This window comes from Stenotrophomonas maltophilia complex sp. Om-AH-Sm3 (assembly GCF_059337855.1).
The window spans coordinates 97,294-116,394 of record NZ_JBYBLQ010000012.1 but is presented as its reverse complement, the minus strand read 5'-3'; the positions used below and the strand labels follow the sequence as shown (position 1 = coordinate 116,394).

The window sequence follows — 19,101 nt, the reverse complement described above, 5'->3', positions numbered from 1 at the left end:
GGAGTAATCGCGATGCTGCCTCTGGTCGCCCTGGTTGGACGGCCGAATGTCGGCAAGTCGACTATTTTCAATGCGCTTACGCGCACCCGTGACGCGCTGGTCCATGACCAGCCCGGCGTCACCCGCGACCGCAACTACGGTGTCTGCCGCCTCGACGAGGACAACCATTTCCTCGTCGTGGATACCGGCGGTATCGCCGGGGAAGACGAAGGCCTGGCCGGCGCCACCACGCGCCAGGCCCGTGCGGCCGCGGCCGAAGCCGACCTGATCCTGTTCGTCGTCGATGCCCGCGAGGGCACCTCGGCGCTGGACGACGAGATCCTGGCCTGGCTGCGCAAGCTGTCGCGCCCGACGCTGCTGCTGATCAACAAGATCGACGGCACCGACGAGGACAGCGTGCGTTCCGAGTTCGCCCGTTATGGCTTCGGCGAGATGCTGACCGTCTCGGCCGCGCATCGCCAGGGCCTTGACGACCTGCTGGACGAAGTGATCCAGCGCCTGCCGGAAGAAGGCAGCGGCGAAGAGCTGGACAACGACCCGAACCGCATCCGCATCGCCTTCGTCGGCCGCCCGAACGTGGGCAAGTCGACCCTGGTCAATCGCATCCTCGGCGAGGAGCGCATGATCGCGTCCGACGTGCCGGGTACCACCCGCGACTCGATCGCGGTGGACCTGGAGCGCGACGGCCGTGAGTACCGCCTGATCGACACCGCCGGCCTGCGCCGCCGTTCGCGCGTGGATGAGGTCGTCGAGAAGTTCTCGGTGGTCAAGACCATGCAGTCGATCGAGCAGTGCCAGGTGGCCGTGCTGATGCTCGACGCCACCGAAGGCGTGACCGACCAGGACGCCACCGTGCTCGGTGCCGTGCTCGACGCCGGCCGCGCGCTGGTGATCGCCATCAACAAGTGGGATGGCCTGACCGAGTACCAGCGCGAGCAGGCGGAAACCATGCTGTCGCTGAAGCTGGGCTTCGTGCCGTGGGCCGAATCGGTGCGCATCTCGGCCAAGCATGGCTCGGGCCTGCGTGAGCTGTTCCGTGCGGTGCATCGTGCGCACGAATCGGCGAACAAGACCTTCACCACCAGCGAAGTGAACAAGGCGCTGGAAGTGGCCTACGAGACCAACCCGCCGCCGACCATTCGCGGCCACGTCTCCAAGCTGCGCTACGTGCACCCGGCCGGTTCCAACCCGCCGACCTTCATCGTGCACGGTACGCGCCTGAAGGAACTGCAGGAGTCGTACAAGCGCTACCTGGAGAACTTCTTCCGCAAGCGCTTCAAGCTGATCGGCACGCCGGTGAGCTTCATCTTCCGCGAGGGTACCAACCCGTACGAGGGCAAGAAGAACGTCCTCACCGAGCGGCAGGTCAAGGCCAAGCGGCGCTTGATGAAGCACGTCAAGGGCAAGTGATTCACGGGAAGGCGGCCGCAGGGCCGCCTTTTTCATTTGAACGCACCATGATGGAGCACTTGCCCAAGGAAATCTGATGGGCGTTGAAACGGGCAGTGGGCTTGGTGCTTTGGGTCGCGTTGCCTGTCTGGGACGGGCGGCTGGAGACTGGTGATCGACGCCTGAAATCCTGCTGTTCGCCGGTTCCAATGGCGCAGGGATGCACGGCAATGTGCAGTACGCGGAGCTTGGGTCGCGGGTATGCAATTGCCCAGTCATGTTGCTTCGTCGAACGTGTCATCCTTCATTGAGCTCACAAGCAAACAGCTCACAAGTAAACAGCTCACAAGTAAACAGAGGGAGTATGGACGCGCATGTCGCAGCCAAGCATGGATATGGAGCTTTCGAATGTGTCTATCGTGACCAAGGTCTACAGTTGGCGCGGTGTGCATGTCGCTTATCAGGCCAATAGTTCCTGGATTCCTTGCGCCGAAGGAAATCGGCATTTTCAGGCTCTCCGTGAGAGAATTGCAAACAAGATCTGCGAAGAAGTAGAGCCTCATATCACGTGTGCTACTAAGGTCTATTCTTCTGATGGGCGCGTCACAGGATATGACTGGGACGGGGGCTTTATTCCTCATGAATCCCAGAATCATCTGTTCCAACTCCTTCGCGCAGCGATCGAATCTGGAGTTTGCCGGGTAAATGAACCCCTAGTGGTCGATGCGCGTATCTCAAAGATCGATAGCCTTATTTTTTGCGTCGTTCTGGAACGGGGGTGGCAGCATCTGGCAGGTCGGCTGGAGACGTTGATTGAACATCGAGCCAGCCCCGAAAGTGATCCAGTCGCATTGCAGGTGCGGCTCCACAATCTGCCGGCCGAAGCGGGTGATGTATTTCCCTTGGTCTGCGAAGCAGTGGGAGCCGAGCTGCCGGAGCATCCGATTCCTCTGAGAGTCCTCAAGGCAGCGATGATCGAGATAGAGATCTCTGCTAAACAGTTACTCAAGATTTTCAGGGGGGAGCTTGCGCGCATCGAGGAGCGGGTCGCGCCTTTTGTGAGTGATCAGTTAGAGCAGCATTTGGCGCGCTCGGGAAGAAGCAAGGCAAGGGGGCCATCAATCGATTGGCTGATTCATATGGCTCCCTATTACCTCACTTACGTCATTGCTGATGCAGCCAATGTTGCGCTTCAAGCGTTCGCACTTGAGTATGGGGGGAACGTGCCTGGGCACGTAACAGAAGATGCGCTGTTACGTTCTAATCTCACATTTGCGAGACGCGACGACGGCCAGATAAGGATTCAGGGGTTTGCGAGCCAGAACGATGCTTCGTTTCAGGTTCAAGGGCGTTGGGAGGGGAGAGCGGCTTTATCAACCGTATCCGGGGAACATGGCCGCAGGGTTGTCGATCTTGGATTCGTTTCTTCTCGGGCTCGGCAGCTCTTCCAGTCAGGGTTTGCGGCGGAGGCTTTGGTCGTCGTGAACGCAGCCTTTGAAGTAGTGGTCGAGCGTTATCTTGTCCTTGCCGTGGCGAGCGACATCGGTGCAGTAGAAGAGGTGAAGATCCAAGGGCACCGGCAACACCTCAGATTGCTACATAAGGTCGTTTCAGCCGAAACAGAGCCGAACTTGCGAGGCGCGGAATTTAAGGAGTTCGTTTCGGTGATGATTGAGGTGAATGCGATGCGCAATGACTACCTCCATCAGCTGGTGCCTCCCAGCCGAGATCCTTGGAAGCTTGCAAAGCTTGATCGAATTGTGGGGCGCGTGCTGCCGTTTCTAACGGATCCGTTTCGCACAATGAGTACTCTCGGTTGTCTTCTTCAACATGGTGTACCGCAACAGGAGACAACAAGCCTTCTTCTGGCCGAGCTCAAATAGTTGAGGCGGTCAGGTGCATGGGCAGCTGTTGCCGCCGGTCCACGAGGGTATCTCCTCAGCCGGCTTCGGCCCTCGTTGGTGCCGGATACAGAACGCTACTGAATTCGCGCAGCGCCTAGTGGACATCGCCAGGGTAGCAATTCCCAAAGTGGATAATGGGCGGAAGTCCAGCGGCTGCATGCAGGACCGCCAGTGCGACCCGCGTGGTTTCCGCAGCCGGGGAAGGCAGGTGGCGCATCATGGCGTATCTTGGGGTCCGAACCCTCTTATGTGAACAGGGTTCGGACCCTGTGCCTGGCCGTACTTTTGCGATAATTCGTGCATGAGCATCCAAGAGCTTTCCCCCGCGCAGGCACGCGAGCGCCTGGCCCACGGCGCCGTGCTGATCGATGTGCGCGAGGCGCATGAACGGGCCGGCGGCATGGCCGAGGGCGCGCGCGGCGTGGCCAAGGGCGAGCTGCAGGCCGACCCGGCCGCGCATCTGCCGCGGCGCGACCAGGAGATCCTGCTGATCTGCCAGAGCGGCAAGCGCTCGGCCGATGCCGTGCAGTTCCTGCTGGAGGCCGGCTACACCCAGGTCGCTTCCGTGACCGGCGGTACCGTGGCCTGGCGCGAGCAGTCGCTGCCCTTGGTGCAGCCGCTCGCCAGCGCCGCCGACCGCGATTTCTTTGATCGCTATTCGCGCCACCTGCTGCTGCCGGAGGTGGGCGAAGCCGGCCAGCGCCGGCTGCAGCAAGCGCGCGTGCTGGTGCTGGGTGCGGGCGGGCTGGGTGCCCCGGCCGGCTTCTACCTGGCCGCCGCGGGGGTAGGGCACCTGCGCTTCGCCGACCACGACCGCGTGGAGCGCAGCAACCTGCACCGGCAGATCGTGCATACCGAGGCCAGCGTCGGCCAGCTCAAGGTCGATTCCGCACGCGAGCGCCTGCTGGCGCTGAATCCCTCCATCGAGGTCGAGGCGGTGCCGGAGCGGGTGACCTCTGAGAACGTGGATGCGCTGCTCGAGGGCGTGGACGTGGTGCTGGATGGCTCGGACAACTTCCCGCTGCGCTACCTGCTCAACGACGCCTGCATCAAGCACGCCAAACCGCTGGTGTATGCCGCCATCGAGCGCTTTGACGGCCAGGTAAGCGTGTTTGACGCCGGCCGCCAGCGCGGCGTGGCGCCGTGCTACCGCTGCCTGTTCCCGGAACCGCCGCCGCCGGAGTTCGCGCCGAACTGTTCCGAGGCCGGGGTGCTGGGTGTGCTGCCTGGCCTGGCCGGGGTGCTGCAGGCCACCGAGGTGCTGAAGCTGCTGCTGGGCATCGGTGAGCCGCTGGTGGGGCGGCTGCTGCGCTTCGATGCGCTGGGCATGCGCTTCCGCGAGACCGGCATCCGGCCGGACCCGCATTGCCCGGTGTGTGCGCCGGGCGTGCCGTTCCCGGGGTATATCGATTACGCCGCGTTCTGCCGGGGTGGGTGAATCCGGCCGGGCATCATCCACGCATGGCGTGGATCTACCGACGCATTAGTAGATCCACGCCATGAGAGGATGGATGTATCGGGTTTCGGGATGATGTTGGGGGTCACTCCCGGCATCGTTCCACCGCCAAGACAATCCGGCGCAACATGCGTGCTATTGCCGACATCTGCATTGCTCTATTGTTGAACCCGATTCTGGATCTTGGGGAACACACCGCATGGCGGTAGAAGCAGCGACCAGCGAGCTGGTCAAGGTCGTGGCCCTGCTGGGCGCGGCGGTGGTGATGGTGCCTTTGTTCCGCCGGGCCGGCCTGGGCTCGGTGCTGGGCTACTTCGCCGCTGGCCTGGCGATCGGACCGTTCGGGCTGGGCTGGTTCTCCGACCCGCAGGCGATCCTGCATACCGCCGAGCTCGGCGTTGTGATGTTCCTGTTCGTGATCGGCCTGGAAATGCGGCCCTCGCACCTGTGGAGCCTGCGCAAGGAAATCTTCGGGCTGGGCACGCTGCAGATCGTCACCTGTGCGCTGGTGCTGACCAGCATCGCCAAGCTGTTCGGCCTGCCGTGGCAGGTGGCCTTCATCGGCGCCACCGGCTTCGTGCTCACCTCCACCGCGGTGGTGATGCAGCTGCTGGCCGAGCGCGGTGACATCGCGCTGCCGTCGGGGCAGAAGATCGTCTCCATCCTGCTGTTCGAAGACCTGCTGATCGTGCCGTTGCTGGCGCTGGTGGCGTGGATGGCGCCGGGCGCGGGCAGTGCCGATGGCGAGGGCTCGCGCTGGCTGTCGGTGGCGATCGGCGTGGGTGCCATCGTCGGCCTGGTGCTGGTCGGCCGCTTCCTGCTCAACCCGCTGTTCCGCGTGCTGGCCGAATCGAAGGCGCGCGAGGTGATGACCGCCGCCGCGCTGCTGGTGGTGCTGGGCGCGGCGCTGCTGATGCAGCTGTCCGGCCTGTCGATGGCGATGGGCGCGTTCTTGGCCGGTGTGCTGCTGAGCGAATCGACCTTCCGCCACCAGATCGAGGCGGACATCGAGCCGTTCCGCGGCATCCTGCTCGGCCTGTTCTTCCTCAGCGTCGGCATGGCGCTGGACCTGGGCGTGGTGGCCGGCAACTGGCAGCTGATCCTCGGCCTGGTGCTGGCGTTGATGGCGGCCAAGGCGCTGTGCATCTACGTGGTCGCGCGCGTCATGGGCAGCGACCACGCGCAGGCGCTGGACCGCGGCGTGCTGATGGCGCAGGGCGGCGAGTTCGCCTTCGTGCTGTTCTCCGCCGCCGCCTCGGCCGGCGTGATCAACCTGGAGATCAATGCCAACTTCACCGCCGTGGTAGTGCTGTCGATGGCGCTGACCCCGCTGGTGGTGCTGGTCTACAAGCGCATCGCGCCGAAGCCGACGGTGAACATGGATGGCGTGGACGAGGCCGACGGCCTGTCCGGCAGCGTGCTGCTGATCGGCTTCGGTCGCTTCGGCCAGGTCGCCAGCCAGTCGCTGCTGGCGCGCGACGTGGACGTGACCATCATCGACAACGATGTGGAGATGATCCAGAGCGCGGCGCGCTTCGGTTTCAAGATCTACTACGGCGACGGTACGCGGTTGGACGTGCTGCATGCCTCCGGCGCCGCGACCGCGCGTGCGATTGCCGTATGCGTGGACAAGGCCGAGGCAGCCGACCGCATCGTCGAACTGGTGGCACACGAGTTCCCGCAGGCCAAGCTGATGGTGCGCTCGTTCGACCGCGAGCATTCGCTGCGGCTGATCCATGCCGGCGTCGATTTCCAGATCCGCGAGACGTTTGAGTCGGCGGTATTGTTCGGCCAGGCCGCGCTGGTGGAACTGGGTGCGGATGAAGATGACGCGGTGGAGATTGCCGAACAGATCCGTCGCCGCGATGCCGAGCGCTTCGAGCTGGAGATTGCCGGTGGCGGTCTGAATGCCGGCGCCAAGATGGTGTTCGGCAACTCCGGCCAGGGCGTGCCGACGCCGACGCCGTTCACCGCGCCGAAGCGGGCAAGCAAGACGTTGAACCCGCAGGACGTGCCGGAAGAGGAAGAGTAGAGCCGAGCGTAGGCTCGGCTCTACAAGGGCGGGGCGGTCGGTTGTAGAGCCGAGCCCATGCTCGGCTGCTCTTCGGTCGGGTTGCGATAAAGCCGCGCTGCGCGCGTGAGCCGAGCGTAGGCTCGGCTCTACACGGGCGGGGCGGTCGGTTGTAGAGCCGAGCCCATGCTCGGCCGCTCTTCGGTCAGGTTGCGATAAAGCCGCGCTGCGCGCGTGAGCCGAGCGTAGGCTCGGCTCTACAAGGGCGGGTCGGTCGATGCCGTGGCGGTGGGCGAGGGGGCCTGAATCAGGGACAATAGCGTCCCCGCCGCCCCACGCCTGCCCCCGATGACCGATTCCGCCGCCCCGCATCCTGCCCGCATCCTTGATGGCCGCCGCATCGCCGAGGACCTGCTCGACAGCCTGAAGGTGCGCGTCGACGCCCGCGTGGCCGCCGGCGGCAGCCGCCCGGGCCTGGCCGTGGTGCTGGTCGGTGGCGACCCGGCCTCGACCGTGTACGTGCGCAACAAGCGCCGTGCCGCCGAGAAGGTCGGCATCGAAGCACATGACTACGACCTGCCGGCCGGCACCACCGAGGCCGAACTGCTCGACCTGATCGACCGGCTCAATGCCGACCCGAAGATCCACGGCATCCTGATCCAGCTGCCGCTGCCGGGCATCCCCGACGCGCGCCGGCTGATCCAGCGCATCGACCCGCGCAAGGACGTGGACGGCTTCCACCCGGAAAACGTCGGCCACCTGGCCCTGCGCGAGTTCGGCCTGCGCCCGTGCACCCCGCGCGGCATCACCACGCTGCTGGGCCACACCGACCAGCCGGTGCGCGGCCGCAACGCCACCATCGTGGGCGTGAGCAACCACGTTGGCCGCCCGATGGGCCTGGAGCTGCTGATCGCCGGCTGCACCGTGACCAGCTGCCACAAGTTCACCCCCAAGGACGTGCTGGAACAGGCCGTGCGCAACGCCGACATCCTGGTGGTGGCGGTGGGCCGCCCGGGCATCGTGCCGGGCGAATGGGTGAAGCCGGGCGCAGTGGTGATCGACGTGGGCATCAACCGGTTGGATGACGGCCGCCTGGTGGGCGACGTCGGGTTTGAGGCGGCGGCCCAGCGGGCCAGCTGGATCACCCCGGTGCCGGGTGGTGTGGGCCCGATGACCGTGGCCACGTTGATGCAGAACACCCTGGAAGCGGCGGAAGCGCTGAGCTGACCTGCGATTGGGGAGATCTGCTGTTGGTGGGTGCCGACCGTTGGTCGGCGCAATGCTGGGGCACAGGTGTCTGAAGGGCAGTGCGGACCAACGGTCCGCACCCACCAAAGGCAGGCCGATGACTCGCTCCTGGTAGGTGCCAACCAAAGTTGGCACCTACCACAGGCGCTCCAGGGCTGGCCCGAGTGATCCTCTTAAGGTGGGTGCCGACCGTTGGTCGGCGCAATGCTGGGGCACAGGTGTCTGAAGGGTAGTGCGGACCAACGGTCCGCACCCACCAAAGGCGCTTCAGGGCTGGCTCGGGTGATCCTCTTAAGGTGGGTGCCGACCGTTGGTCGGCACAATGCCGGTGCACAGGTGTATGAAGGCAGTGCGGACCAACGGTCCGCACCCACCAAAGGCGCTTCAGGGCTGGCTCGGTTGATCCTCTTAAGGTGGGTGCCGACCGTTGGTCGGCACAATGCCGGTGCACAGGTGTATGAAGGCAGTGCGGACCAACGGTCCGCACCCACCAAAGGCGCTTCAGGGCTGGCTCGGGTGGTGCTCTCAAGGTGGGTGCCGACCGTTGGTCGGCACAATGCCGGTGCACAGGTATATGAAGGCAGTGCGGACCAACGGTCCGCACCCACCAAAGGCGCTTCAGGGCTGGCTCGGGTGATCCTCTCAAGGTGGGTGCCGACCGTTGGTCGGCACAATGCCGGTGCACAGGTGTATGAAGGCAGTGCGGACCAACGGTCCGCACCCACCGAGGCAGGTTCTAAACCCTCCTGAACCGATCACCGCCCGCGCGACACTGCGTCGCATCTACCCCCTGCCACGCGGCGCGAAAACAGGGTAAAATGTCGCGCTTCCCCACATCTCGGGTATGCCGATGCTGCGCATCCAGGCTGAAGCACTCACTTACGACGACGTCTCGCTCGTCCCCGCCCACTCGACCATCCTGCCCAAGGACGTCAACCTCGAAACGCGGTTGACCCGAGACCTGAAGCTGAAGCTTCCGATCCTGTCCGCAGCCATGGATACCGTCACCGAAGCCCGCCTGGCCATCGCCATGGCCCAGCTTGGCGGCATGGGCATCATCCACAAGAATCTCAGCCTGGAACAGCAGGCCGCGGAAGTGGCCAAGGTCAAGAAGTTCGAGGCCGGTGTCATCCGCGACCCGATCACCGTCGGCCCGGAAACCACCATCCGCGACGTGCTGGCCCTGACCCAGGCGCACAACATCTCCGGCGTGCCGGTGGTGGGCAGCGACGGCCAGCTGGCCGGCATCGTGACCCACCGCGACATGCGCTTCGAGACCGAGCTGGACGATCCGGTCCGCCACATCATGACCAAGAAGGATCGCCTGATCACGGTCAAGGAAGGCGCCGCGTCTGATGAAGTGCTGCAGCTGCTGCACCGCAACCGCATCGAAAAGGTGCTGGTGGTCAACGATTCGTTCGAACTGCGTGGCCTGATCACCGTCAAGGACATCCAGAAGAACACCGACTTCCCGAACGCTGCCAAGGATCTGTCGACCCGCCTGCTGGTCGGCGCTGCCGTCGGCGTGGGTGGCGATACCGATCGCCGCGTGGAAGCGCTGGTCGCCGCCGGCGTGGACGTGATCGTGGTCGATACCGCGCACGGCCACTCGCAGGGCGTGCTGGACCGCGTCAGCTGGGTCAAGAAGAACTTCCCGAACGTGCAGGTCATCGGTGGCAACATCTGCACCGGCGAGGCCGCACTGGCGCTGCTGGACAGCGGCGCGGACGCCGTGAAGGTCGGCATCGGCCCGGGCTCGATCTGCACCACCCGCGTCGTCGCCGGCGTCGGCGTGCCGCAGGTCACCGCCATCGATCTGGTGGCCGAAGCGCTGCAGGACCGCATCCCGCTGATCGCCGACGGTGGCATCCGCTACTCGGGCGACATCGGCAAGGCGCTGGCCGCCGGTGCCTCGACCATCATGGTCGGCGGCCTGCTGGCCGGTACCGAGGAATCGCCGGGCGAGACCGAGCTGTACCAGGGCCGTTCGTACAAGAGCTACCGCGGCATGGGGTCGCTGGCTGCCATGGAAAAGGGGTCGAAGGACCGCTACTTCCAGGACGCCGCCACCGCCGACAAGCTGGTGCCGGAAGGCATCGAAGGCCGCGTGCCGTACCGCGGCCCGGTGGGCGGCATCATCCACCAGCTGATGGGCGGCCTGCGCGCCACCATGGGCTACGTGGGCTGCGCCACCATCGAAGACATGCGCAGCAAGCCCAAGTTCGTGAAGATCAGCGGCGCCGGCCAGCGTGAGAGCCACGTCCACGACGTGACCATCACCAAAGAGCCGCCGAACTACCGCGCCTGACGCGGGCCGAGCAAAGAGGAACGGGGAAGCACTTCCCGTTCCTCTTTCTCCATCTGCCGCCGTAAATCTGATTTCGTTTTCCCTACTGCATTGCCGGGGCGCCATGACCAACATCCATAACGACAAGATCCTCATCCTCGATTTCGGCGCGCAGTACACGCAGCTGATCGCCCGCCGCATCCGCGAGCTGGGCGTCTACTGCGAAATCTGGGCGTGGGACCACAACCCGGCCGAGATCGCCGCGTTTGGCGCCAAGGGCATCATCCTGTCCGGTGGCCCGGAATCGACCACGCTGCCGGGTGCCCCGGCCGCGCCGCAGGAAGTGTTCGACAGCGGCCTGCCGATCTTCGGCATCTGCTACGGCATGCAGACCCTGGCCGCGCAGCTGGGCGGTGCCACCGAAGCGGCGGACCAGCGCGAATTCGGCCACGCCGAAGTGAACGTGATCAACCCCGATGCGCTGTTCAAGGGCCTGAGCGACCACGGCGGCGAGCCGAAGCTGAATGTCTGGATGAGCCACGGCGACCACGTCTCCGTTGCACCGCCGGGCTTCACCATCACCGCCACCACCGACCGCATTCCGGTGGCCGCCATGGCCAACGAAGAAAAGCGCTGGTACGGCGTGCAGTTCCACCCGGAAGTGACCCACACCCTGCAGGGCCAGGCGCTGCTGCGCCGCTTCGTGGTGGACGTGTGCGGCTGCCAGACCCTGTGGACCGCCGCCAACATCATCGACGACCAGATCGCCCGCGTGCGCGAACAGGTGGGCGATGACGAAGTGATCCTGGGCCTGTCCGGCGGCGTCGATTCGTCCGTGGTGGCGGCGCTGCTGCACAAGGCCATCGGTGAGAAGCTGACCTGCGTGTTCGTGGATACCGGCCTGCTGCGTTGGCAGGAAGGCGACCAGGTGATGGCGATGTTCGCCGAGCACATGGGCGTAAAGGTCGTGCGCGTGAACGCTGCCGACCGTTACTTTGCCGCGCTGGAAGGCGTGAGCGACCCGGAAGCCAAGCGCAAGATCATCGGCAACCTGTTCGTTGAGATCTTCGACGAAGAGTCGAGCAAGCTGAAGAACGCCAAGTGGCTGGCGCAGGGCACCATCTACCCGGACGTGATCGAGTCGGCCGGCAGCAAGACCGGCAAGGCGCATGTAATCAAGAGCCACCACAACGTGGGCGGCCTGCCGGAGCACATGAAGCTGGGCCTGGTAGAGCCGCTGCGCGAGCTGTTCAAGGACGAAGTGCGCCGCCTGGGCGTCGAGCTGGGCCTGCCGCGCACCATGGTCTACCGCCATCCGTTCCCGGGCCCGGGCCTGGGCGTGCGTATCCTGGGCGAAGTGAAGCGCGAATACGCCGAGCTGCTGGCCAAGGCCGATGCCATCTTCATTGATGAGCTGCGCAAGGCCGACCTGTACGACAAGACCAGCCAGGCGTTTGCCGTGTTCCTGCCGGTGAAGTCGGTGGGCGTGGTGGGCGACGCGCGGGCTTATGAGTGGGTGATTGCGCTGCGGGCAGTTGAGACGATTGACTTCATGACCGCGCATTGGGCGCATCTGCCGTATGACTTCCTGGGGACGGTGAGCAACCGGATCATCAATGAGTTGCGGGGGGTGTCGAGGGTCGTTTATGACATCTCGGGGAAGCCGCCGGCGACTATTGAGTGGGAGTGAGTTTACGTCCTTCGAGGACTATCGCCAGCTATCGAAAATCTGTCATGACTTGTTGATTTAGAAAGAAATACGTCGCGGCAGCTATCGGTGACTATCGCCGGCCAGTAGAGAAAGTGACGATAGGACCGACGGCAAAATCGAAGCCGGATTAAGACACTCTCGTTCACTATTCAAGCTTTTACCGTCTTCGACGGTAAAAGCCTTCTCGGGAGAGCTTGTTTCTATCCGGCTTTCCGGGCATCAGCAGGTCTCCAGGTCCTTGGCGGTAAAGCCAGACTGCAAAACCGTCCCAAGCCGCGCCGTCGGCAAAGGAGGGGGAGCGATGGGCAGCGCGCGATCGGCATGTACAAGGCGTAGTAGCGTCATGCTCGCCAGCAAGCGCTAGGCGATTCTCCGATGACGGCATGGGCTTCTCGCTGGTGCCGTGGAGATTGGCGATTTGACAACGGCTAGGCAAACAGCTAGCCGCCACGGTGTGCGGCGGCAGTGTGTCGTGGGAACTGAGACGGCAGCGCGGACTCATATCTGAACAAGAGGGGCTGATGGGCCTTGTGTCGCGGCGCGAGGACGTAGCCGCAGTCCTCGCGCCGTGAGCAGTCATGTCAGCACAGTGAACATTTTTTTCAAGTAGGCGCTCCCGCCGTCTTCCATGAACAGTACGTGGCGGCTTTCCAGATCGGCCTTCTTCGTCGGATCGCCAACGTTGAGCAGGTCGGCGAACTTGGTCGGCGACAAGACGAAGGCGTTCAAGATCAGCGGCGGTTCGCCCGGATTCGCCTGTCCCGCCAGCGTCGTCTCCAGCGTCTTTACTTCCTTGTAGAGAGCCAGCTTGGGGTGCGACAAATCGAGGTTGCGCAGTCCCTTCGGATCGACGAAGGTCAGCCATTGCTTGCCGCTGGCATCGTCCACCAACCACAGCAAGAAATCTGGGTAGAAATTGCCTGCCAGCGCGAAGCCCAAGCCCTTCTCCTCCCGAGCCGCATTACGCAACAGGTAAAGGCTGCGCTCGCCGATGGCCTTCTTACCTTCAGTCGAGTTGTAGAACATCTCCAGATCACGGACGAACTCCCACTCGCTGGGTGCATCAAAAGCCAGCGGTCGCAGCTTCAGCGGTACGGCATCTTTGTCTTCCAGCGCCAGCAGCGGATAGTAAAGGTGCCGGTCGAAGCTAATGGCGACCATGTGCGGCGCGTTCCACTGACTCGCCTCGCCGATCTTGCCGTCGGCCACCAGCTTCTTCAGCACTTCCAGCTTGGCCTGATATTCCAGTCCGTCGTCCGTGTTTTCGATCTCGAACTGGTACAGCTTGAGCATCGACCCGTGGTCTTCATCGATATGGGTGATGTCGTAGAACTGGCCTTCGTAGCCGGTCTTCAGCGCCTTGTAGAAGCGGTCGGTGTAGTCGGTCAGCAGGCGGATCAAGATGTCCTCTTGCTTGCGGATGTCCGCGAAGGTGGTCACGTCCAACTCCACCGCCGGAATGAACAGCGTGTACCAGTCCTGCGTGCCCGCGCAGAAGTCGATCAGCTTCTGCCGCTCCAGCCGCAGGTTGCTCCAGCTTCTTTGCAGCTTGTAGTCCTGCAAGGCCAGATAGACGCGATCCCAATCGAACACCGGGAACAGTTTTGCGTTCAGCTTGTCCTTGTTGCGCGCCTCCGTCGTGGGCGTCACGTCCTTGTCCTTGCTCGAAAGCGCCTCCACGCGCGGATAAAGGTCGAGCATGACGTGCGGTGGCTTGATCTTGCCCTGGAATTGCGCGGGGATTTCGTACAGCCACGGGAAGTGCGTGCGCTTGAAGCCCAGCTTCTGGTTGTCCTTGTAGCCATCCTTCAGCGCCAAGGTCTTGAGCTTTCCCTTGGGCAGATTGGCGCGGGTCGGGAAGTCCAGCTCCAGCACTTCGTCGCTGGGCGTGATGCCTTCCTCGCGCAGGTAGTCCTTGAACGCAGCCATGTAGCTGGCGCGCACGCCGAAAATGTTCAGTGCTTCCAGCTTGTCCAGATGCGCGCCCTTGGGCCTGTCCTGCGGCAAGGTGCGTTTGAGCGAGAAGCCCTTGCCCTTCAGGCGCACGCCGCGGCCGAACAACTGGATGATCTGCGAGCCTTCGCCTTGGCCCATGTTCAGCAGACCCATCGTCGATACGCGCCAGCTACTCCAGCCCTCAGTGAACTTGCGCGAACCGATCAGCACATTGAGCTTGCTGTCCTTCTTGTTCAGCGTGCCGAACAGCGCGCCGCCGAAGTCGTCGCGCTCGCTGTCGAAGGCCTCCACGTCCTCCGCCATCCCAAAGAAGCCTGCATCGCTGCCAATACTGATGAGGCCGAAGGGATCGGCATCGCCCACGCGCAACGCCAGTTCACCTTTGCTGCTCTTGATGTTGACCAGCTTCAACCGCTGGCGGGCCGGTGCATTGCACACGCGCAGCAGGATATCGGCGTACAGTTCGTCCACGCGGCCGGTGAAGCCTATCAAGGGCGTGAAGCGCCCGGTGAAGATGTTGTTGCCCTTGGCGTCCAGGATCTGCGCGCGGTCGGCAATCAGGTCGGCCAGCCACGTCTTGATCTGTGCGTCGTTGTTGAGGAACGCGGCGAGGAAGTTCACAACTTCCAGAATGTCCGACTCCTCACCCGACACCGTGTTGCCCACGAACACCCATAGCGGCTTCTCGATGTTGAAATTCACCAGCCTGTCGCGGTGTGTGCTCCACAGCCAAAGCTGTTGATAGAAGGCCAGCAGGCAGGCGGTGAAGTATTTCGCGGCATTGTTGCCCTGCCCATAGGCGTCGCCGTTCATGTTGAGAATCAGCGATTCCTTGCCGTAGCCGTCCTCGTAGAAGAACTTGTACGAGTAGTCGAATAGGATGCACTTGGCGTAAATCTCGCGCGTGGCGATGATGCGCGCGTGGCGCTTGTCCTCTGCCGCCAGCGCAAGCTGCGCCTTCTGGTCGTCATCCAGATTGCGCAGGCTGGTGGTGTTGAAGAGCATCTTGGCGCGCTTCTTCTGGATGTCCTCCTCGGCCTGCGCCACAGTCATGCCCTTGGCCACCGCTTGCCCGAAAGTGGCCGAATACTCGAAGGCGAAACCGCCGCGCACCAGCGCATCGCGTCGTGCCATCCACGCGCCCGCCGCCGTGCCCGTGCCGCGATGTCCTTCGTCCACCAGCACGAGGTTGTTGCCCTCGAAGGCATCCACGGCGACGGTCTTGTCGCCCATCTCGTCGCCGAGCTTGTTGATGTCGATGATCTCGATGGTGCCGCGAGCCGGAGTCTGGGCCTTGTTGAAGAGCTGCGAGAAGCCAAAGCCGGACAGGTGCAGCTCCTCCAAGTGCTGGCGCGACAGACCCTCGTTGGGCGTGAGCAGGATGATCTTGCTCGGATAGTGATCGTGTCGCCCGGCCTGAAAGTAGTGCAGGTATTGGAGGATGTTGCCGTGTAGCAGCAGCGTCTTTCCGCTGCCCGTGGCGTTCCAGAACGCGATCTTGTTCAGGTCATCCGCCTCGAAGTCACGGAACGGCTCCGCGCCTGTTTCGGCGCGGTAGCGCGCCATCTCGTCGTTCAACCCGTCGAGCAGGTCCTGGCGGTGGTTGAAATACCAGTCCAAATACAGCTCGGTGAACATCAGCGAGAGGTACTGAAAGTACTTCATCTGCAATTCGTGCCCTTCCAACTTGTTGCGATGGGCGGTGATGACTTGCCAGTGCGCGACCACATTCAGGTCGTAACGGCGCAGGTCGGCCTCCGGCACGCGGCTGGAGTCGAACACGCCGCGGGTCAGTTCGTGGAAGAATTTGGTCTGGCCATCCTCATCTATGCCCTCGAAGCGGTCGTCGCCCAGCCGCATCTTGAGCGCAGCCAGCGTGCCGCCTTGGAAAAAGCCCAGCACCCAGCGGTTGAGCACCAGTTCCTGATGGAAGCTGCGCTTCTTGCCTGTGGTTCGCGGGGTTGCCGCGCCGCCTGCGGCGGCTGTGTTCTTGCGGGGGCGTGCCATTAGACATCCTCCACCGAGAACATGCGCTCCAGAAACTCCGGCTCGATTTGGCGCAGCTTGAGCACGCGGGTCGCACCACCATCCTCGGCGGTCTGAGTCAGCACGGTCGGGATGTTGTGGTCGCCGTTGATATAGACCACGTCGAACTCGTTGTCTGCCGGGTTGATGGCGAGTTTGTCGCACAGCTTGTTGACGCCTTCGTAATCCAGCACGTCGCAGTCGCGCCAGAGCACGAGGCAGGTTTCGCCACTGGGCAGCGTGCCGGTGACGGTGATGAATCCACGTTCCGGCTCGGCGTCGATGTGCTTCACGCGAAGGCCGATCAGGTAGTTGAAGGTTTCGACCAGGTCGATCTTGCGCGGCTCGAACGCGCCCGCGGAATCCACGGCCACGTTCAGGGTGTAGTCGAAGGGCTTCTTGAAGTCGGCAACGGACAGCATCGAGCCACGGCTTTCCACATCCAGCATGTAGCGGAGCAGGTAGTCGTCCTTGGCTTGCTCCGGCAGCGAGTTCAGCAGGTCGTCCTGCGCGTCGGTGCGGTGCAGTTGCAGGTTGTTCAGGGCGTCTTCATAGCTTTCGAGCTTGATCGCTTTGAAGCAGTGAGAGATGCCTGACGCAGTAGACGTTGGCTTGCCGTCAGACCAATCGGCTGAATACACAATCTTCTGGATTCGTGGTTTGAGAACCGTCTCGAAATACTCACCTTGCTCGACCAGGACGTACTTGCGCGAGGCATTGTCGCGGCGATTCAATGAGATTGTTGCATGTGCAGTTGTTCCGGATCCCGCGAAGTAGTCCAGAACAGTGAAATTAGTTTTCCCGAAGGACTGCATCCAGAACGATTGCTCAAGAGTTTTGACGGACTTCGGGTAGTCAAAGATCCCCCCAAGACCGAGATTGTCCAAGATCGCCGTGCCATTCGTGCCAGCATTGAAGTCCGCACCGATCCAGTTGCTGAAAAGCGTCTCCCGTTTATCCTGATGATCGATGAGTTGCTTGACAGCTCCCCGATCGGTAACGATTAGCTCGCCGTTCGCTGCACGGTTCTTTCCCGTCTCGTAGGACGATCTCCAGACGCGCTCCTCGCCGCTGGTGTTGATGGGGTAGATTCTCTGTAGGCCATCTGCCGTTGGCCCTGTTGGGTACTCGGTTCCAAGCGGAGGGGGTGGCTCCGCTCCCACAATTCTTCTGGTCGCTGGATCGACAAGAAGTGCGTAGAAGCTACGCCAACGACCAACTCCCCCGCCACGTGGTGCGCGGTAATTGTTGTCCGCCGTGCCGCTTCGCATGAACTGCCTGTCCTCGGTCTCGTCTTCCTTTGGGAATCCGAGGTATTGCGGAGCCTCTTTAGGCGAAACGACGATGTAATACTCGTGCGTTCGAGAAAGACGCCCACCCGATCCCTGTGGATGGTGATTGATTACGATGGTGGAGACATCGCAGTCAGTGAAATGCTCCCTTAGGCAGGAAAAGGCGTTGTTGAACTCGAAATCGTCAATGGCGAACCCAAAGGAGTAGGTGTCGCCGAACAGATCACGAGTAAACGGCAGGGTGTTGGAAATCAGCGCCAGCCAGCTTGAGTGCTCGAACTGATTTTTGTAGGCGATTTTCGAGTGAACCGTGTTGTACGGCGGATCGATGTAGGTGAAGTCGATGCTTGCGCGGTAACGCTGCTTCGCAAGATTCAGCGCTTGAAAGTTGTCGCTATTTATGACTACACCATCGAGGCAATCATCGATGTTCTCGATACTCGCCAGTAACCGTCGCTTGAAGTCATCATCGAACAGAGCCGTATCCACCATCCGATACAGCCCAGCCTTCAAGTCCTCCACCGTCCCCGGCGCATTCTTCGACCAGACGCCCAACGCCTTCCACTGCGCCCACTGTCGTTCGTTCGCCACGATCTCCGGCCACAGCGCCTCTGGCGCGCGATCCAGCGTGATGCAGTAGTGGCTGGACACCACGAACTTCTTCTTCAGCCACAGCTTCTTCTGGAAGTCCTCCAACTGGGCTAGGAAGGCGATCAGATCCAGCGCGATGGAGCGCAGGCACTGGATCATCCGCAAGTTCTTCTCGATGTCCGCAAACGCGCCCGCGTTCTGCACATCGTCAAGGCGCATCACTTCGTTCTTGACGTAGAAGTCGAGCTCGCGCCGAAGGAATCTGCCCAAGTCCTTGTGGATGAAGTAGTCCGCCGTGTTCTTGGTGGTATAGTCGGTCAGGTGCTTTTCCAGCAGCGTGCGCTGGGGGTTCTTCTCTGTTGGCGCGCGGTTGCCCAGCGCCAGCCAGCGCGCCTTCACCGCCGCATCGGCCAGCACGGCTTCCACCGCCTTTGTGACCAGTGTCTCCTGCTTAGTGCCCTTGGGCTGGGCGACGTAGTCAAAGTGGACGATGAGTTGCTTGCCGCTAGCGCCATTCACTTCCTCCACCGGCAGGATGTCTTCTTCGTACTCGTCGCCCTGATCGTCAATGCGGGTGACGGTCTTCTTTTGGACCAACGCGAAGCGGCGCTCCTTGTCGTTGTCCTTGCGGTTGTCCTTTGCCGTGTCGGCGGCCACCAGCCGGAAATGCACGGTGCGGCCATCGTCCAGCTTGAAGCTGTAGTTGGCAAAGTTCTCGCCACTCTTGGTGTAGTACTGATCCTTATTGGCCCAGTGCAGCATCACCTCCTCGCCCGCATAGGGGATGGCATAGGTGTCGCCCTTGTAGCGGCGCTGACTGATGAAGTCGCCCTGCTCGTAGTAGCGGGAGAAGAAGGACAGCAAGTGCGAGAACACGGCGTTTTCGTGTTCGCTGCTGCCTGCGGCGGCCTCCTTCAGCCGGGCGCGCAAATCCTTGACCTTGGGCAGGTCGTCGGGATTCGCGCCCAGCGCCTGTGCCTGCTTGATAGCTTCGTCCAGATCGGTCTGCAACTGTTGGGCGCTGGCGGCGCTGCCTGCGGACAGGGCGGCCTGCACCTTCTCGGCCAGCCGGTTCTCCAGATAGTCGTTGATCTCACCCGCGCGGGCGTTGAGGATGCGGTAGATGCCGAAGTCGAGTTCCGGGCGGTCGATCTGGAAAACCTCGCGCAGCTTGGCGACGAGTTCCTGATACTTGGGGTTGTGTTTGTTGGTCATGGCGTGCCCTGATCTC

General features: G+C 62.7%; 9 protein-coding genes. 7 read left to right on the top strand and 2 right to left on the bottom strand.

The annotated features are described in order from the left end of the window. The first annotated feature begins 12 nt into the window (after positions 1-12). The 7 genes from der (at position 13) to guaA (ending at position 11,985) form a co-directional block, all read left to right on the top strand. Positions 13-1,410 (top strand): ribosome biogenesis GTPase Der, encoded by a 1,398-nt coding sequence (gene der / locus AC10QF_RS15155; protein ID WP_005413118.1) that lies wholly within the window; start codon positions 13-15, stop codon positions 1,408-1,410. Between the two features lie 368 nt (positions 1,411-1,778). Continuing rightward, positions 1,779-3,272, top strand: a complete 1,494-nt coding sequence (locus tag AC10QF_RS15150; protein WP_146257489.1) for a hypothetical protein — start codon at positions 1,779-1,781, stop codon at positions 3,270-3,272. Between the two features lie 322 nt (positions 3,273-3,594). Further along, the gene (gene moeB / locus AC10QF_RS15145; RefSeq protein ID WP_111177201.1) at positions 3,595-4,731 is read left to right on the top strand and encodes a molybdopterin-synthase adenylyltransferase MoeB; all 1,137 of its coding nucleotides are present in this window, start codon (positions 3,595-3,597) and stop codon (positions 4,729-4,731) included. Between the two features lie 217 nt (positions 4,732-4,948). Next, on the top strand, positions 4,949-6,781 hold the full coding sequence (locus tag AC10QF_RS15140; RefSeq protein ID WP_111177199.1) for a monovalent cation:proton antiporter-2 (CPA2) family protein: 1,833 nt from the start codon (positions 4,949-4,951) through the stop codon (positions 6,779-6,781). A gap of 327 nt (positions 6,782-7,108) precedes the next feature. After that, positions 7,109-7,987 carry a bifunctional methylenetetrahydrofolate dehydrogenase/methenyltetrahydrofolate cyclohydrolase FolD gene (gene folD, locus AC10QF_RS15135; RefSeq protein ID WP_494542454.1) on the top strand — a complete coding sequence of 293 codons (879 nt, stop codon included), beginning with the start codon at positions 7,109-7,111 and terminating at the stop codon, positions 7,985-7,987. Between the two features lie 871 nt (positions 7,988-8,858). Continuing rightward, the gene (guaB, locus tag AC10QF_RS15130; protein WP_005416248.1) at positions 8,859-10,316 is read left to right on the top strand and encodes an IMP dehydrogenase; all 1,458 of its coding nucleotides are present in this window, start codon (positions 8,859-8,861) and stop codon (positions 10,314-10,316) included. A 103-nt stretch (positions 10,317-10,419) separates the two neighbouring features. Continuing rightward, positions 10,420-11,985: a glutamine-hydrolyzing GMP synthase gene (guaA, locus tag AC10QF_RS15125; RefSeq protein ID WP_183153912.1), complete on the top strand. Its 1,566-nt coding sequence runs from the start codon at positions 10,420-10,422 to the stop codon at positions 11,983-11,985. 597 nt (positions 11,986-12,582) lie between these two features. Here the strand turns inward: guaA and AC10QF_RS15120 are convergent. Together AC10QF_RS15120 and AC10QF_RS15115 are read right to left on the bottom strand one after the other, a co-directional pair. After that, entirely contained in the window at positions 12,583-15,969 is a 3,387-nt protein-coding gene (locus AC10QF_RS15120; RefSeq protein WP_494542453.1) for a DEAD/DEAH box helicase family protein, read from the bottom strand. Beyond that, positions 15,969-19,085: a site-specific DNA-methyltransferase gene (locus AC10QF_RS15115; protein WP_164284336.1), complete on the bottom strand. Its 3,117-nt coding sequence runs from the start codon at positions 19,083-19,085 to the stop codon at positions 15,969-15,971. The genes AC10QF_RS15120 and AC10QF_RS15115 overlap by 1 nt, the downstream gene beginning before the upstream one ends. Positions 19,086-19,101 lie beyond the last annotated feature (16 nt).

Excerpts from the sequence above, each read along its gene's own strand:
- der (WP_005413118.1), top strand. The coding sequence starts at position 13 with ATGCTGCCTCTGGTCGCCCTGGTTGGACGGCCGAATGTCGGCAAGTCG.
- AC10QF_RS15150 (WP_146257489.1), top strand. The coding sequence starts at position 1,779 with ATGGATATGGAGCTTTCGAATGTGTCTATCGTGACCAAGGTCTACAGT.
- moeB (WP_111177201.1), top strand. The coding sequence starts at position 3,595 with ATGAGCATCCAAGAGCTTTCCCCCGCGCAGGCACGCGAGCGCCTGGCC.
- AC10QF_RS15140 (WP_111177199.1), top strand. The coding sequence starts at position 4,949 with ATGGCGGTAGAAGCAGCGACCAGCGAGCTGGTCAAGGTCGTGGCCCTG.
- folD (WP_494542454.1), top strand. The coding sequence starts at position 7,109 with ATGACCGATTCCGCCGCCCCGCATCCTGCCCGCATCCTTGATGGCCGC.
- guaB (WP_005416248.1), top strand. The coding sequence starts at position 8,859 with ATGCTGCGCATCCAGGCTGAAGCACTCACTTACGACGACGTCTCGCTC.
- guaA (WP_183153912.1), top strand. The coding sequence starts at position 10,420 with ATGACCAACATCCATAACGACAAGATCCTCATCCTCGATTTCGGCGCG.
- AC10QF_RS15120 (WP_494542453.1), bottom strand. The coding sequence starts at position 15,969 with ATGGCACGCCCCCGCAAGAACACAGCCGCCGCAGGCGGCGCGGCAACC.
- AC10QF_RS15115 (WP_164284336.1), bottom strand. The coding sequence starts at position 19,085 with ATGACCAACAAACACAACCCCAAGTATCAGGAACTCGTCGCCAAGCTG.